We start from the raw sequence: 15731 nt of genomic DNA, 5'->3' as shown, positions 1-15731 counted from the left end.
GATGCGCCCACTGCTCGCCAAATTCGTCGTCGCCGCACTCGTCCCAGCGCATGTCCTCTCTTACACTGCGCGTGCTGAGACGCTTGACAGCGGTGAGATTAGGATTGGGGTGCGCGAAGATGCGCGACCCTTCATCTGGCGGGACCAAGACACCAAAGGCTATCTCGGCTTCTTTTGGGATATCTGCACCGAGGCCGTCCAGCGTGCGGGATATCATTTTAGCGAAGAGGGCGTGGACGCAAAGAAACGAGCCGCGTTCCTGAAAACAGGCGACGGCGACTACGACCTACTTTGCGATCCGACGACGATCACGCTCAAGCGGATGCAGAACTTCGCCTACAACGGGCAGGCACCCTATCTTGCGTTCTCGCCCATCGTCTTCGTGGCGAACGGCTCATACGTCAAGGCGCATCTCGATCCACGTTCGTCAGAGGCAGCCGGAGACCTTCCCAAAGACGCACCGCCCAAACCGACCTGCACGGACGTGTTCAATTGGCTGAAACAGGCAAAGGGCGAAGATCTGAAGACGAGAAGATGGTCGTCGGTGCCCGCGAACCAAGCCACCCCGCCCAGTACGACCCAACCTGCAGCAACCGCCGGAAACGGCCTTCTCGGCTGGCTGGAACAGAAGTTTGATTTCACTCTCCAGCAGCCCACGAAGGAAAACACCGAGAAGAAGAGAACCTTTGAGATCTGGGGCTACGTCAAGGGATCTACGATCGGCGACACGCTGAAATCCAATGCGGCGCACCTGACGCAGGACAACTGGATGATCTGCCCGCGAGAAATCGACTCGCATTCCGAGGCGGCGGAGGAATTTTGTAACGGTCGGCTGGCCCGCTATTTCGGGGATGTCGATATCATCAAGGCCGCACTTGCCGACTATGGCGAACGTACCGGTACCCGTTGTGCTGCCGACACCACACCGACCACGGAAGGCACATACGAGCCCTACGCCCTCGTAGTCTCATCTCGCCGTTTCCCCGATTTCCCCGAGCGCATCACACTTGCGCTTTACGGCATGTTCGAGGACGGAACCGTCGAGCGACTGTTCTCAGGTCATTTTCCCGGGACGCAAAAGTCTCAACATCTCGCCACCCTGTTCCGGATCAACAGCATTCCGGCGGGAAGCGACATGACTGAGAAGCCTGGGTCTGGTGCCGGTGCGCAGCAAGATCCGGTGCATTTGCCCGAGGTTTCGCAAAGCATTTCGAAGACGGACCGCTAGCCGGCGCCGACGACGCCGCATGTGGGCCGGGATCCGTAAGCTCAAGAATACGGACGAGGCGACCGGCGTCACGGTCACTGGGACTAACCACCGATCGCCTATTCTGCCTCGGCAGCGTGACCGCAAGCCCGCAAGGGCCTAGAACGTGCCTAGCCGCTCGCTTACCGGCGGGCAGTGCACGATTGCTGGCAATGCTGGTCCGTGCGGACACGGGAAGCGGATTGGACCATGGCAGTAGGTCACGGGCACCACCTGGCGATCTCTTTTTTGCGGCGCATTCTCGGGTGGGCCATCAGGCTAGGGCCCCCTGAAAGTTGCTCGGCCCCAAACGCTGCGGCACGGACGTCCGGCTCCACAAAACCGATGACGGTGCAATGCGGTTGCGAATGTGCAGTGTCGCCTTGACCTCCGGCTCAGGTGAAATCCATTCCAGCTTTGGCTTCACGAGCGGCCAGACGAAAATGCACGGCAAGACCTCCTCGTCTTGCCGTGCATCGTCCCGTCCAGCCCCATGAACCGGGCGTGTAGGTATTTTCAAACGGTCGCGACCTGGGCAGTCTGAGCCGCGATCACATTGGGCGCCACTGGGCGCTGCCCCCGAACCGGGACATTGAAAAGCGGAGCGAGATTTCTGGGCTTGTAGACTTGCTGCGCGCGCGCCGACGGATCGTCGTCCGGAGAAAAGGAAACTGTCTGCCCATAGCGCGCGATCACGCTTTCATGAAGGGATTCGTTGATCGTGCGTTGAGCGATGCCCTGTCCATCGCGCGGCCGGTAAAGCGTTTCGTAGTAATTCACCCTGAACGGCTTCTCGCAGATTTGCCGGAATGTCGGCGTCAACCGGTCCTTAAGCGACCAGCCTGCACGCGAGTCGTGATGCGGGGCGCTGACGTCGAGTCCTTTCGGGAGCATCGTCCAGTCGATCACAAGCCCGCAGGCCTGCGCCTTTTGCGCCATCCAGACCAGCGGGATATCGGCCAGTGAACGGTCGACATACCCTCCGCCAACGTCTCCATGGCTGCCTGCGAACCAGACCTGCTCTATCTTGCAATTGGCCGGGACGTCGCCTGTCCAGAGCGTCGGCACGAACTCGTCTCGCGACTCATCGATGGCCATCGCGTGGTAGGCGTGGCGCGTTATCTTTGAGGCCGTGGTATTGTGGAATCCATATTCCCTGTAGTTGAAGCTACTGAAAATGTGGCTGGGGACGCCCAGCGCGCCGACCGTGTCCCAGACCCCGAGCATCGTGACTTCGACATCCAGGTGCGCATCCGTCGAATATCTATCAACGAAATCCTTCGGCGACCGGTCCTCGGTGGTTCTGTAATACTGCCAGGCGTTGCGCAGATCCCCGAGCCGCTGCCGTCTGAGAAGTCCGCATGAGGCGATCAGCCCCGCCAGGCTGCGCGCGGAAAAGGCGCCACGCGAGAAACCGAACAGATAGATCTCGTCGCCTGAAACATAATTCTGGGCGAGGAACATGTATCCGGAGCGGATGTTCTCATCCACGCCAGTGCCGATCGCGCCATCCAAAAGGCGTTGAATTTGCAGGCCGGACGATCCGATACCGCGCAGGTACAGGACAGATTGCGGAATGCCGCCTCTTTCGTCCTGGCAAGCACGAATGGCCCTCGCGATCCGCGCGACATTCGTTTCGGAACGGGCACTATCGGCGTCGTTCCAGGTTCCGTCGAAACAAACAACCAAGCGTTTCATCTCTTTTTTCCTTTATGGCCCTGATGTGCGTTTCCCTGTTGTCTTGGCGTGAGCAGCCGCGGTTCTCACGCGGCCGGCGCTTCAAGCCCGCCCCGAAGGGCGCGGACCCATTTTTCAACCTTGCCCATCACGCCCCAGCCGCTGATCGCGGCAAAGACAGGGAAGGCGGCCGTTACAAGCTCGCTGCCGAGCCCTCCGCCAGCATGCGTCGCCGCCGCTGTGGCGCCCGCGTTCGCCGCCCCCTCGATCAAGGGTGCAGCGATCGCCGTGACCGGCGCCAGCTGCGGAAAGAAGATTGGCAGAAGGGTCGTGGCGAGCATGCCGATGGCACCTATCGCGGTCTTGCGGCCGTCGAGCGCATTCCCGAGCGCCTTTCCGAGCGCACCGTTGACCGGCGTCAGGTCAGGGTCGCTGACCGATGCGAGCGGGTCCGGTTTCGCGCCATTCAGGACAACGCCATTGATCGTCGGTTGGGTGACAAGTGCCCGCAAGACATCGACCAGCCAGGTCATGTCGCCCTGGTTGGCGGGCTTGTGTCCGCGCGACATCGCAGCGAGCGCGAGGATCTGTTGCAGCAATTGTGCGGGGTTCGCCTCGGTCGTCGCCGGAGCCGGTGCCGGCTGCGTGATAACAGGCATGGTCGTTTCCTCCTGTGGGACATCGTCCTGATCGACGAGCAAGTAGTAAAAAGTCTCCTGTCCATGCTTCTTCAGCAGACCGTCTAAGAGGGTCTTGAATTCGTTCCACTGATGCGGTGGGACCGTCTGGCAACCGAGGCTTGAGGTGGACGTGACGCCGCCGCGGTGGAGATTGATCCAGAAGCGGCCATCCTGCGAATCCGTATCCTCACCGGTTTCATCACGAATGACCGTGCAGTCGCTGTCCTGCCGGAAGGCGGGATAGGGTCCGTTCTTGCGCCCAAAACCGTGTAGACCGGGTCTGTACCGGATCGCCTGGCGTGGCTTCAGCCGCGCGATACCGCGACCGAAACGGCTGGGATCCGTATTGGCGTTGAAGTTGTGGACACCGCTCGGCTCGACGATGAAGATCGCGTCGTCGTAGACGCCGCGATCGTTTGCGCTCTCCTTGCCCATCGAGTTGAGGTAGTAGCCGCGCACGGCGACCAACGTCACAGCGTCATCACGCCCCTCTTCCGGGATGAGGTTTCTAAACTCCTGAAGCACGGTGTTCGTGAGCGCGGCGGATTGCTTGGGCCGGTTGAGCGGGAGAAGCTGCGAGATCGGATTGGCCAGCAGTTCTTCGGTGGTCTGTTCTTCTTCCGAGTTCGGGGCACCCCCGAGGAGCGTCTCGATCTGGTCGGCGGTGAAGATTTCCTCCGGGCCGCCCCTGCTCTCCAGAACGCGGATCTTCGGGCTGCCATACTCTCCCTTTGCGAACATGGCTGCTTCGCGCTCGCGACGGGCGACCAAGCCGTCGAGCACCTTGCCGTTGCTCTTGTTCCAGCGCGCAAATTCGGCGGCCGCGCCAACAGCGTCTCCGGCATTGAGCTTCTGCGTCAAGCCTGCCTTCGATATCGCGCCCGTATTGAAGTGCCACGACACAAGGGCATCGAACTGATGCTGCGCCACCGGGGTCCTGACGGCTGCCTGAACCTGTGCCTCGAACTTGGCAAGATCGGTGCGGAAGATGTTGATCGCCTCCGTCAGGGTGATCGTCAGGCCGGAGCGGGGAACAGGTGGACCGGCCGCCGCCGTATGTCCGGCGCCGACCGTCATGGTTCCTGTGCCATCGTTGTAGGCTGATAGGACGATTGCCTCTTCGGCGAGCATGGCGCATATGCCGCGTACACTTGTCTTCACGGAAGCCTCCCATCGTTTTTGTAGCGCGCTGTTGCCCGCTAGTTCTGCCGCGGCTGATGGTCGGTTTGCTGTGCGTTCAAGTTGGCACGGTCACGCCACGCGGGACCTGCCAATCGCCCAGACCAACGCCAGGGCATGTCCAACCGCCGTCGGGCTCTCCTTCACATTGGGACAGAGCCGTCAGATGGTCGTCGGGTTTCGTATGCAACACTATGGAAAAGATCCAACCCGTTGAAAATTCAACGAGAAATGTTTACTTTGGCGACAAAACAAGGATATCCGTCGGATTTTCGGACGAAAATCCCTGACATTTAGTATCGGACATAGCCTTTGACTGAATTTATTCAGCCAGCCTTTCGATACTTTACATGACGAGTGCCGACGAACCTGTTCCAAATGTAACAGTTAATTCCAACAGAGCTCGTTACAATTGTGAATGATATACGCGACAGCTCGATTATAGAGCGGGGGCAGCCATGAGCGCCATGCCGCAAGCATCCCACTGGCTGTGCTGCTTACCCGGATGGCATAGGTTCAAAAACAATTGCACGACGTTGGTGATTTGCGCTGTTTGTCGCGAGACTAGGTCGCGACCGTCGGGAGAGGCACTACATGCGTTACCGCTTCGCATTTCCCCAATGATTTGATCGTTTCAGTGTACATATTGCGAGCGCCGATGCCTCACAGCCACATCGCAATCACTACGTGGCGGAGCCGCCCCCGACGAAACGTTACGCGATTTTTCTAGCGCTCGCGTCGCGTCATTGGCTAAGCCCAATGTATTACGCAAAGTGTCCATTTGGGCGGGTTGCTATGCGGTTTCCCGATCGGCAAACTGCACCTGCATTTGCACACACCGCCATCCTATTTCGACGCAGCCGCCGTTGCGTTTACGGTTCATGTTTCCGTGCAACTGCTTGATATTTATAAAACTTGTTACCGACAATATTTGAGCGCGCGAGCCTCCGCCCCCCTGCGGAGGCTCATTTTCGTTGTGCGCACGGCGTACGCTAAACCGGTTCTCTGTATATTGTTCTTGGGTCAAGCAAGCGCGCCAGCACCTCGTTCGCGCCGTCGTTGACTGGATTTTCCGGTGCATTGCCCGGGAACCCATGTCGCACCGCCAGGCGCGCCTGCGCGCCTGGTGGACCGATAAGCGTTCCCGCCATACCTACCGTTCGATCATGCGGTTCCAGCGCTTGTTCCATTCCTGCCGGTTCTGGTTGATCGCATCCCAATCGAGGACCTTGGCGGTCTCCATGTTGGCCTTAAACGTCGAGAGCTTCGCGTTTGCCGCATCTGTGCCGGCCTTGGCGTTGATGTTTGACGGGATGATGTTGCCGTGGTCGAGCGCCAGGCTCTGTGCCTCGGCGGAAAGCAGGTAGTGGGCGAGCTTCTGACTGAGTTCCGGTTCGCTGTTGTTGGCGATCACGCATTCGGTGACGGCGAGCACCACGGAGCCTTCCTTCGGCTGGGCGTATTCCACTGGAATGCCCTTGTCCTTGAGGTTGTTGACGGCCGTTGGGGTCAGCGGGAAGATCGCTGCCTCTCCGGTCTGCACCATTTCGGAGATCTTCGCCGAACTCGGGATGAACTCGATGACGTTCTTGCCGATCGTATCGGAGAACTTGTCGAAACCCGGTTCAACGTTGGTCTCGTCGCCGCCCTGGATGCGGTTGAACATCAGGAAGGCGTGCAGGCCGAAGCTCGATGCGGAAGCCGACTGGAACACGACGGCGTTTTCGAATTTGGGATCGGCCATGTCCATCCACGAGGTCGGCGCCGGCCAGCCCTTCTCGTCGAAGAGCTTCTTGTTATAGGCAAGGCCAGTCATGCCCATGTCGACGCCGATCGCCATGTCGTCTTTCAGGCGGGCAGCCATTTGGATCTGGTCAAGCACCGGATCAGCAGCAATCTTCTGGCAGAGACCGCCGCCGATGGCGCGCACCATTACGCCATCGTCAAGCAGCATGACATGCATCTGCGGATTGTCCTTGGCGGCGGTTGCCTTGGCGAGGATGTCAGCGGATGTGCCGGGTACGACGACGACCTTGACGTCGTTCGCCTTTTCGAAAGGCGGCAGCACGTGCTCCGTATAGGCGCGTTCGAAGTTTCCGCCGTTCATGCCGATGTAGAGCGTCTTGGTTTCCGCCGAGGCACAATTCTGCTGCACAACGAACGCCAGCAGTGCGAGGGCCGTGGTTTTGGTAAGCCGTTGGTCGATCATGGTATTCCCCTTTCTGTTTACAACGAGGCTGCAGTTTCGGCCGCCACCTTGCGGAAGCGGCCAATGGAAAAGGCGTCTATCGGCGTAGTGCTGCGGCCCGCGGTGACGAGTTCTGCGAGCACTTCGCCGACGGCGGGCGCGGTCTGAAAACCTGCGCCGCAGAAGCCAAAAGCGTGGAAGAGGCCTGATGTCGTCTCGCTCGGGCCGATCACCGGGTTGCCGTCGGGCATTTCCGCCTCGGTTCCAGACCAGAAGCGGATGACCTGGGCTTCAGCCAGATGCGGAAAGAGCGTGATTGCACGCTGCATGACGGAGGATGCAGCCGTCACCGACGGACGCGAATAGTCGGGATCGCCAAGCGGCAGGCCGCGACCGCCCCCCATGACATAGTTGCCGCGCGCCACCTGCCGGCCATAGAAGCTGCCGCCCTGTTCACCCATGCTGACGGGCAAACGCAATGGCAGAGGTTCGGTGACCACCATCGAGGGATAGATACGTGTCAGCGGTACAGGCTCGTTGAAATTCGCGGCAAAGCGGTCGGACCAGGCACCGGCGCTGTTGACCAGTTGTTGGCAGCGGATCTCGATGCCGTCGCCGGCGAGGATCTCGAAACCGTTTCCGGTCGCAGCGACCTCGCGCACCGGCGTCTGCTCCAGTACCATCGCGCCGGCGCGCTCGGCGGCTCTTGCGAAGGCGGGCGCAACGAGACGCGGATTGGCGTGGCCGTCATCGGGGCAGAGCGACGCGCCGACCGCCTGGGCGGAAAGCCAGGGGAACCGGTGCGCCAACGCCGAACCGGCAACGAGCTCAAGCCCCAACCCATAGTCCCGAACCGTCTGGGCATAGGCTTCGAGCTTGGCGAAATCCTTTTCCGTGCGGGCGAGCTTCAGATGGCCGGAGCGCATGTACTCGGCATCGATGCCGACCATTGCCTTGAGTTGCGGCCAGATACCGTGTGCGCGCTGCGACAAAGGCAATTGTTCGGGGGCGCGGCCCTGCCGGCGCACGCCGCCATAGTTCACCCCGCTCGCCTGCGCGCCACAATAGCCCTTATCGATGAGGGCGACTGAAAGCCCCGCTTTACGCATGGCAAGTGCTGCGGAGCTGCCCACCAGCCCGCCGCCGATGATCGCGACGTCGACGGAGATGCGCCAGCTCATGACCGAGCCTCCGCTTTTACGGCAGCACCGAAACCAAGCGGGATCGGCTTGACCGGCGCCTGAGCGCGAAGGCGACCAACCTCACCGGGCGAAACGCCACAAAGCCCGCTCAACAACTCGGTGGCAGCGGCGGAACACATGCGCCCCTGGCAACGTCCCATCCCGACCCGGCTCAGCGCCTTCAGGCGGTTGATCTCGCTGATGGAGCCGCTCGCAATGGCGCGGCGTCCTTCTGCAATGGTAATCTCCTCGCAACGACACAGCGTCGTCTCGTCCGGGACCCTCTCGAACCAATCAACCGGGAAGGGAAAGGCACGTTCGAGGATATCACGCTGCCGCAGGATCGCTTCGCGAGCCGCCAGCAGGCGCGCTCCATCCGCTGATGCTTTCCCCGCATCCTCGAGCAGAGCGGCCGCGGCGAGCTCGCCCGAGACTTCCGCCGCATCGGCGCCGGCAATTCCGCTGCCGTCACCGGCAACGTATACGTTGGCCCGGCTAGTGCGCCCCATGGCGTCTCGCTCAGGCAGCCACACGCGATCGCGCTCGTCAAAACAGAAACGGCAGCCGGCAAGATCGGCAAGCTGGGTTTCTGGCCGAAGGGCAAAACCGTAGGCGAGCGCGTCGCAGGATACCGTCTCGACGACCTCACCTTTGCTTGCCCGCCGACGGAAGCGAAGACCTTCGACCTGGCCCGTCCCGAGGACCGCCTCCGGCCGCACGCCGTTGCGGATCTTCACGCCGGCCAGCTGGAGCTGGAGCCCGTAGAAAACACCAAGCCCGACGATGCGCGGCGCATGGATGGCAAGCGACAGCAAGTGTCGCTTCGACGTGATGGGTGCTGTGTCGAGCACCGCCTCCACGCACGCGCCGGCCTTCATATATTGCCAGGCAACGAGGTAGAGCAGCGGACCGGAGCCCATGAAGACGATGCGGTCGCCAATTGTGCAGCCCTGGGCTTTCAGCGCCACTTGGGAGGCGCCGAGCGTGTAAACTCCAGGCGTCGTCCATCCCGGAAATGGCAGCACGCGATCGGTCGCGCCGGTGCACAGGATCAGTTGCGAAAAGCCGATCTGCCAATGCACGCCGGCCAAAAGGACATCGAGCTGATTGCCGTGCTCAGCCGCCGAAACATTCCAGACCAGCGTTTCGGGGCGATAGTCGATCGCAGGCAAGAGTGCCTCGAAAGCCTCGTGTAACCTTCTTGCCTTGCCGGCTTCCGAACCATAGCGGCTGCGATAGGATCGACCGTCGTCGATCAGCGGGCGTCGATAGATCTGCCCGCCAGCGCGCTGACCTTCGTCAAGCACGATCGGCCTGAGACCTGCGCGCACGAGGCGCTCGGCGGCGCGTATGCCTGCCGGTCCGGCGCCAACGATGACGGGCTGCAACGGCTCAGTCATGGGCCGTCTCCGACACCGCGCCGAGATCGGTGATGAAAGCCATGCCCGCGAGCAAGGCGGTGCTGCAGGCGCGGACGCGGCTGCCTTGCGCCGTCATCACATAACAATCCTGACAGGCGCCGATCAGGCAGAAGCCGGCCCGCTTCTCCCCGGTGAATTCGCTCTGTCTCAGGTGACCGCTCACCGAGAGTATTGCCGTCAGCACCGTGTCGCCACGGCGCCCGGTTTGGGCCGTTCCGTTCAATGTGAAGGGCACGGGTGTCTCGTCCAGGCGGTAGCGCCGCCGAAGCAACGGGTTCATCGACATCGGATATCAGCCCTTGCCCACAAGCAGCCGGTCGAGACCGAACAGGCGATCCAGGATGATCATCGTGATGGTGGCGAGCGCGATCATGAGCGTCGAAACGGCCGCCATCATCGGATCGATGGATTCGCTTGCGTACATGTACATGCGGACCGGCAGCGTTACCGTCGACGGCGACGTCACGAAGATCGACATGGTCAGCTCGTCAAAACTGTTGATGAAGGCGAGCAACCAGCCGCCGCTGACACCTGGCAGCATGAGCGGCATGGTGATCCGGCGAAACACCGTCCACTCCGCAGCCCCCAGCGTGCGCGCCGCATTTTCGGCGTTGCGGTCCATGCTGGTGAGTGACGCCAGGATCAGCCGCAGCGTATAGGGGGTGACGACGATCGCATGGGTGGCGACAAGCCAACCGAAGGACCCGCCCATGCCCATCAGCGAGAAGAGACGCAGGAAAGCGACGCCGAGGACCAGGTGCGGAATGATCAGTGGCGACAGGAAGAGCGCGTTCAGCGCCTCACGGCCGCGGAAATCGTAGCGGGTGATCGCCAGCGCCGCCGGAACCGCAAAAACGGTGGAGATGGTGGCTGACAGCAGGGCGAGCCTTACGCTGTTGCCGAAGGACGACATAAAGTCGGCATGATGGAAAACCGCCTTGAACCACCGTAGCGACAGCCCATTCCAGGGCATCGCCAGGGTGTTTTCCGGCGTGAAGGCCACGAGGCAGACGACCACCATCGGCGCCAGCATGAAGACGACGACAAGGCTATGGAATGCGAGAGCGATGGGTCCGTTTCTCTGCATGGCTTCAACCCAGCTTGCGCTTCGCCTGCCGCTCGATGAGGCGGTTATAGGCGAGCATGATGACGAGATTGGCGACAAGCACGATGATCGCGATGGTCGCACCGAGCGGCCAGTTCAGCTCGATCAGGAACTCGTCGTAGACAAGTGTTGCCGCCATTTTCAGCCGCCGGCCGCCAAGCAGGCCGGGGATGGCAAACGAGCTTGCCGAGAGTGCAAAGACGATGAGGCTGCCCGAGAGGATGCCGAGAGCCGCCTGCGGAAAGACGACGCGACGAAGGGCGGTGAAGCGCGAGGCGCCGAGGGTGAGCGCTGCCGCCTCGACCGTCGGGTCGAGTTTCTGCAGAACGGTCCAGACGGGGATAACCATGAACGGCAGCATGATATGGACGAGACCGATGACGATCGCCGTCTCGGTGTAGAGAAGCTGCACCGGGTCAAGGCCGACAATGGCAAGCGCGCTGTTTACAAAGCCGTTCTTGCCGAGCAGCATGCTCCAGCCGAAGGTGCGCACCACCACAGAAACAAGCAGCGGGCCGATGATCACGAGCAAGAAGATCGACCGCCAGGGCTTGCGCATGTTCGAGAGCACGTAGGCCTCCGGCACACCGATCGCCACCGTGATGACCGTCGTCAGAAGCGCAAGCCGCAATGTCCGCCAGAAGGTCGAGAGATAATATTCGTCCTGCAACACCGTGAGGTAGTTGGCGAAGGTGAAGTCGCTCTGGATCCCGGCGGTATAGTCATAGCTGTTGAAGGAGAGGATCACCGTCAACAGAAGCGGCAAGAGCACGAGGCCGATGAAGAACAGGGTGGTCGGCCCGGAAAGAGCCAAGGGCGCGAGCTGGCGCGGCTTGATGGCGGAGGTAGCGGCGCTCATCACTTGGCCGCTCCCGCCAGCACACGACAATCGGCACTCTGCCAGGCAAGCCCAACGGTTTCGCCTTCCATCGGCGGCGGCGCACCGAGATTGGGAACAGCAACGGCAAGAACGCCCGCCGATGTCTCGGCGCTGACCAGCCATTGGCTCCCCATGAAATAGCGTGTCGTCACTTTCCCCTGGATCTGACCCTCGCCGGGCTCGGTCAGCCGGAGCTTTTCCGGGCGGATGAAGATCGAGACTTTGCCATCCGGCTCGCGGCGGTCGGTGTTGAAGCGGATCGGCGTGTTGTCGATGCTGATCGACGCGCCCTTGCCGTTGAAGGACGAGGTCGCACACATGAAGTTGGACTTGCCGACGAAGGACGAGATGAAGTCGTTGCGGGGATGCTCATAGAGTTCGTAAGGCGTATCGACCTGGGTGATGCGCCCCTTCTCCATGACGACGACGCGATCGCTGATCGACAGCGCTTCAGCCTGATCATGGGTCACCATGATCGTCGTGATGCCGACGGTCTGCTGGATGCGGCGCAATTCGAACTGCATCTCCTCGCGAAGCTGCGCATCGAGGTTCGATAGCGGCTCGTCAAGCAAAAGCACCGGCGGATTGATGACAAGCGCCCGGGCAATCGCCACGCGCTGGCGCTGCCCGCCCGACATCTCGCGCGGGTAGCGATCGGCAAGCGCCGAGAGATGGACCAGCGACAGGATCTCCTTGATCCGTTTGTCGCGCTCCGGTTTTGCGACCTTGCGCATTTCGAGGCCGAAGGAAACATTCTGCGCCACGGTCATATGGGGGAAGAGCGCATAGCTCTGGAAGACTACGCCCAGTTCGCGTTGCGGCGGCGGCAAATGAGTGATGTCGCGCCCGCCCATGGTGATCGTGCCCGAGGAGGGACGCACGAGCCCAGTGATCATCTGCAGGGTCGTCGTCTTGCCGCAGCCCGAGGGCCCGAGCAGCGAGATAAACTCGCCCTTTTCGACCGCCAGATCGAAATCATGAACGGCTGCGACTGATCCATAAAACTTGGAGACCTTCTCAAGGTTCAGGAAACTCATGCTCATTCTCCCCTGGGTCGCTACCCCTGAGATCGCCTGCCCCATTTTTCTTGTCGGCGATCCCGGCGGCTGCGACACGTCGTCAACCATCGAACCTTCCTTCAGGCGTTGAGATCTCCGGCGTACGCGAGTGCACCGATAAAGGCACGGTTTCGCGCTCGGAATAGCCTCTCGGCTATTCACGTCTGGCACATCCACCCCTTGAAGAAGGCTTGTGTGAATTAACTCCAGGAAATTGACGAAAAACACAAATGCAATTTTCTATTTCGGAATTTTTTGTTAGAAAAATCCGATATACGGAATTATGCCACGCAGATTTTGAAAGATTTTCGCAAATGTCGGAACCAGAGAACGCCGGAAGCTCCAGCCTCACCAAGGCGATCCACATCCTGAAAGACCTCGCAGATAACGCGAGCGAGGGTGTGCGGGTCATCGATCTCGCGCGGAGGCTGAATCTCAGCCAGCCATCGGCGCATCGGCTACTGAAGACCCTGATTGCTGAAGGCCTCGTGGAGCAAATGCCAGAGGGGAAATCCTACCGCCTGTCGCTGGAGTTCTTCTCGATCGCCTCGCAGGCGCGCAGGCGAGAAGGCATCCTCGACATCGCCCGGCCGTCACTCTTGAGGCTGTCCGCCACCTTCAACGACACGGTCTTTCTGCTGGTGCGCAGCAATTTTGACGCAATCTGCCTCGACCGCGTCGAGGGTCCCTTCCCGATCCGCTCCTTTACCGGCGACATCGGCGGCAAGGTGCCGCTCGGCATCGGCCAGGGCAGCATCGCCATCCTCGCCCACCTGCCAGAGGAAGAACGCGAGGCGATCATCAAGTTTAATATGCCTCGCATCATGGACCGGGCGGCGATCGACGAGGTGGACCTGCGCATCAAGATCGAGGAGGTCAGGCGGATCGGCGCAGCCCAGATGAACTTCGAGATGATCGAGGGCATGGCCGGGCTCGGCGTGCCGGTTCTTGACCGCAACGGCATCGCCGTCGCCTCCTTGAGCATCGGCACGCTGGCATCGCGCCTGACGGAAACGCGAAGCGGCACGATCACCGATCTCTTGAAGGCAGAGGCGCAAGCGATCAGCAGTAAGCTCAATCCTTTCGACCCGACCCTACGTTATCCGGCCTCCGCCTTGCGGGCCGCGCAGAAGGGCTGAACCTTTTTGCGACTGAACTACGGGCGGTACCTGCTTTCCGGCGGCTCGCTGACTGTGATGGAAATTGCAAATATCACAGGCTTCGCGGACACAGCGCATTTCTCGCGTGAGTTTCGCAAAGCGTTCGGAGACACGCCGAGCGCGTTCCGCGCATCAGAACGCACCAACGAGCATCAACTGGTAGCTGAAACTGTTGGGCGCCGAGCTAATGCTTCAGGATCTGACCGAGAAACAGCTTGGTCCGCTCGTGTTTTGGATTGTCGAAGAAATCATCGGGCCTAGCCTCCTCGAGAATCTGTCCCGAGTTCATGAAGATCACGCGATCTGCGACGGCCCTGGCGAACCCCATCTCGTGGGTGACGCAGACCATCGTCATGCCGTCCTTTGCCAGGCTCGTCATGGTATCAAGGACTTCGGACACCATCTCGGGGTCGAGCGCGGATGTCGGTTCGTCAAACAGCATCACGGCCGGCTGCATGCAGAGCGAGCGCGCGATCGCGACGCGCTGCTGTTGGCCGCCGGAAAGCTGGATTGGAAACTTGTGGGCCTGTTCCGGGATGCGTACCCGATCGAGGAATGTGAGCGCCCTTGCCCGCGCCTCCGCTTCCGGCACGCCGTTGATCCACATCGGTCCGACCATGCAGTTCATCAGCACGGTCATGTGCGGGAAAAGGTTGAAGTGCTGGAACACCATGCCGACGTTGCGGCGCACATCCGAGACATTGCGCATCTTCGGATGCAGGTTGATGCCGTTGACGACGATCTCACCTTCCTGGTGCGCTTCCAAGCGGTTGAAGCACCGGATCAAGGTAGATTTGCCGGATCCGGACGGACCGCAAATCACGATGCGTTCGCCCTTGCGGACCGTCAGGTTGATGTCGGTCAGCACCTGGAAGGCGCCGTACCACTTGGAAACATTTTTGACGTCGATGATGGTCTCGGCGCTCATCTGACCTTGCTCCTGGCATAGTGACGTTCGATGCGGGACTGGATCAGCTCGAGAACGATAGACATCGTCCAGTAGAGCATGGCGGCTGATATGAGCATTTCCATATGCTGGAAGGTCTTCTGGCCGAGCGTCCGTGCGAGAAACATGAGCTCCCAGACACCGATGACGGAGACCAGCGAGCTGTCCTTCAGCATGGAAATGAACTGGTTACCGGTCGGCGGGATGATGACCGGCAACGCCTGAGGCAGGATGACCTTGCGCATCGTCAGCCCGAAGCCGAAGCCGATAGAGCGCGACGCCTCCCACTGGCCGCGGTCGATGCTCTGGATGCCGGAGCGGAAGATTTCCGTCATGTATGCGCCGTAGCAGAGCGAAAGTGCCAGAATACCGGCCGGCACCGCGTCGATGATGAAGCCGAGCTGCGGCAGGCCGAGATAGATCAGATAAACCTGCATCAACAGCGGCAGACCGCGAAAGAAGGACGTGTAGAAGCTCGCAATCGCATAGGCGAAGCCGTTGGTCGAGAGCTTGGCCACGGCGCCAAGGATGGCGATCGCCGAGGCAATCACAATCGAGATCGCCGAAACATAGACCGTCGTCACCAGCCCTTGCGTGATGAGGAACGGCAACTTTTCCTCTATGAAGGGCAGGCTGAGATCGAAGGTCTGGAAGAAGGCGAGGAACAGCGCCAGCAACTCGAGCCAGACGACCACGATCTGGACCCTGAGGCTCGCAAAGCCGATCAGGACGATGTTGAGGCAGAAGAGCACCGCCACGACGAAGGCGGTCGCAAAGCGGCCGTAGAATCCGCTTTCGAGCGGCTCGCCGATCACTGGCCGCATCAATTCGCCCATCGTTGTGCCGGTCAGGCCGAAGGCCGTGAAGGCAATGAGGACGGCAGCGAACATGCTGGCCACGAACCATGGTTTGTGGACGAGTATTTCGGACTCGACAGTATCGGGATAAAGCATCTTTGGTCCCTTTGGACAACGTGCGGTCCGGCTGCCCGGACCGCCAGACATGGCTGC

At 60.8% G+C, this 15731-nt stretch carries 14 protein-coding genes; 3 read left to right on the top strand and 11 right to left on the bottom strand.

Annotation, left to right across the window (positions count from 1 at the left end):
* Position 1 precedes the first annotated feature (1 nt).
* A complete protein-coding gene (locus tag FA04_RS30265) occupies positions 2-1228 on the top strand; it encodes a transporter substrate-binding domain-containing protein (protein WP_034799970.1) in 1227 nt (408 codons plus the stop codon).
* A 534-nt stretch (positions 1229-1762) separates the two neighbouring features.
* Here the strand turns inward: FA04_RS30265 and FA04_RS30260 are convergent.
* The 9 genes from FA04_RS30260 to FA04_RS30220 form a co-directional block, all read right to left on the bottom strand.
* The gene (locus FA04_RS30260; RefSeq protein ID WP_051659520.1) at positions 1763-2944 is read right to left on the bottom strand and encodes a DUF2235 domain-containing protein; all 1182 of its coding nucleotides are present in this window, start codon (positions 2942-2944) and stop codon (positions 1763-1765) included.
* Positions 2945-3009: 65 nt separating this feature from the next.
* Positions 3010-4764 (bottom strand): lysozyme, encoded by a 1755-nt coding sequence (locus FA04_RS30255; RefSeq protein WP_034799969.1) that lies wholly within the window; start codon positions 4762-4764, stop codon positions 3010-3012.
* 1171 nt (positions 4765-5935) lie between these two features.
* The gene (locus FA04_RS30250) at positions 5936-6991 is read right to left on the bottom strand and encodes an ABC transporter substrate-binding protein (RefSeq protein ID WP_034799967.1); all 1056 of its coding nucleotides are present in this window, start codon (positions 6989-6991) and stop codon (positions 5936-5938) included.
* A 17-nt stretch (positions 6992-7008) separates the two neighbouring features.
* Positions 7009-8151, bottom strand: coding sequence for an NAD(P)/FAD-dependent oxidoreductase (locus FA04_RS30245; protein ID WP_034799965.1), 1143 nt, complete (start codon positions 8149-8151; stop codon positions 7009-7011).
* Entirely contained in the window at positions 8148-9551 is a 1404-nt protein-coding gene (locus FA04_RS30240) for an FAD/NAD(P)-dependent oxidoreductase (protein WP_034799963.1), read from the bottom strand. The genes FA04_RS30245 and FA04_RS30240 overlap by 4 nt, the downstream gene beginning before the upstream one ends.
* Entirely contained in the window at positions 9544-9852 is a 309-nt protein-coding gene (locus FA04_RS30235; protein ID WP_244497253.1) for a (2Fe-2S)-binding protein, read from the bottom strand. Before FA04_RS30235 ends, FA04_RS30240 begins: the two co-directional genes overlap by 8 nt.
* Positions 9853-9864: 12 nt before the next feature.
* Positions 9865-10659 (bottom strand): ABC transporter permease, encoded by a 795-nt coding sequence (locus FA04_RS30230; RefSeq protein WP_034799959.1) that lies wholly within the window; start codon positions 10657-10659, stop codon positions 9865-9867.
* A 4-nt stretch (positions 10660-10663) separates the two neighbouring features.
* On the bottom strand, positions 10664-11536 hold the full coding sequence (locus FA04_RS30225) for an ABC transporter permease (RefSeq protein WP_034799957.1): 873 nt from the start codon (positions 11534-11536) through the stop codon (positions 10664-10666).
* A complete protein-coding gene (locus FA04_RS30220; protein WP_034799951.1) occupies positions 11536-12594 on the bottom strand; it encodes an ABC transporter ATP-binding protein in 1059 nt (352 codons plus the stop codon). Before FA04_RS30220 ends, FA04_RS30225 begins: the two co-directional genes overlap by 1 nt.
* 335 nt (positions 12595-12929) lie before the next feature.
* Here FA04_RS30220 and FA04_RS30215 point away from each other — a divergent pair, with 335 nt between their 5' ends.
* The gene (locus FA04_RS30215) at positions 12930-13754 is read left to right on the top strand and encodes an IclR family transcriptional regulator (protein ID WP_034799949.1); all 825 of its coding nucleotides are present in this window, start codon (positions 12930-12932) and stop codon (positions 13752-13754) included.
* A 6-nt stretch (positions 13755-13760) separates the two neighbouring features.
* The gene (locus FA04_RS34705; RefSeq protein WP_082566333.1) at positions 13761-14036 is read left to right on the top strand and encodes a helix-turn-helix domain-containing protein; all 276 of its coding nucleotides are present in this window, start codon (positions 13761-13763) and stop codon (positions 14034-14036) included.
* On the opposite strand, the gene FA04_RS30210 is transcribed toward FA04_RS34705, so the two are convergent.
* Positions 13960-14703 (bottom strand): amino acid ABC transporter ATP-binding protein, encoded by a 744-nt coding sequence (locus tag FA04_RS30210; protein WP_034799947.1) that lies wholly within the window; start codon positions 14701-14703, stop codon positions 13960-13962. The two genes, FA04_RS34705 and FA04_RS30210, sit on opposite strands and share 77 nt — an antisense overlap.
* Positions 14700-15674: an amino acid ABC transporter permease gene (locus FA04_RS30205; protein WP_034799945.1), complete on the bottom strand. Its 975-nt coding sequence runs from the start codon at positions 15672-15674 to the stop codon at positions 14700-14702. The genes FA04_RS30210 and FA04_RS30205 overlap by 4 nt, the downstream gene beginning before the upstream one ends.
* Positions 15675-15731 lie beyond the last annotated feature (57 nt).

The sequence above is a fragment of the Ensifer adhaerens genome (genome assembly GCF_000697965.2).
GTDB lineage: Bacteria > Pseudomonadota > Alphaproteobacteria > Rhizobiales > Rhizobiaceae > Ensifer > Ensifer adhaerens.
This window is presented reverse-complemented; position numbering and strand designations above follow the sequence as displayed.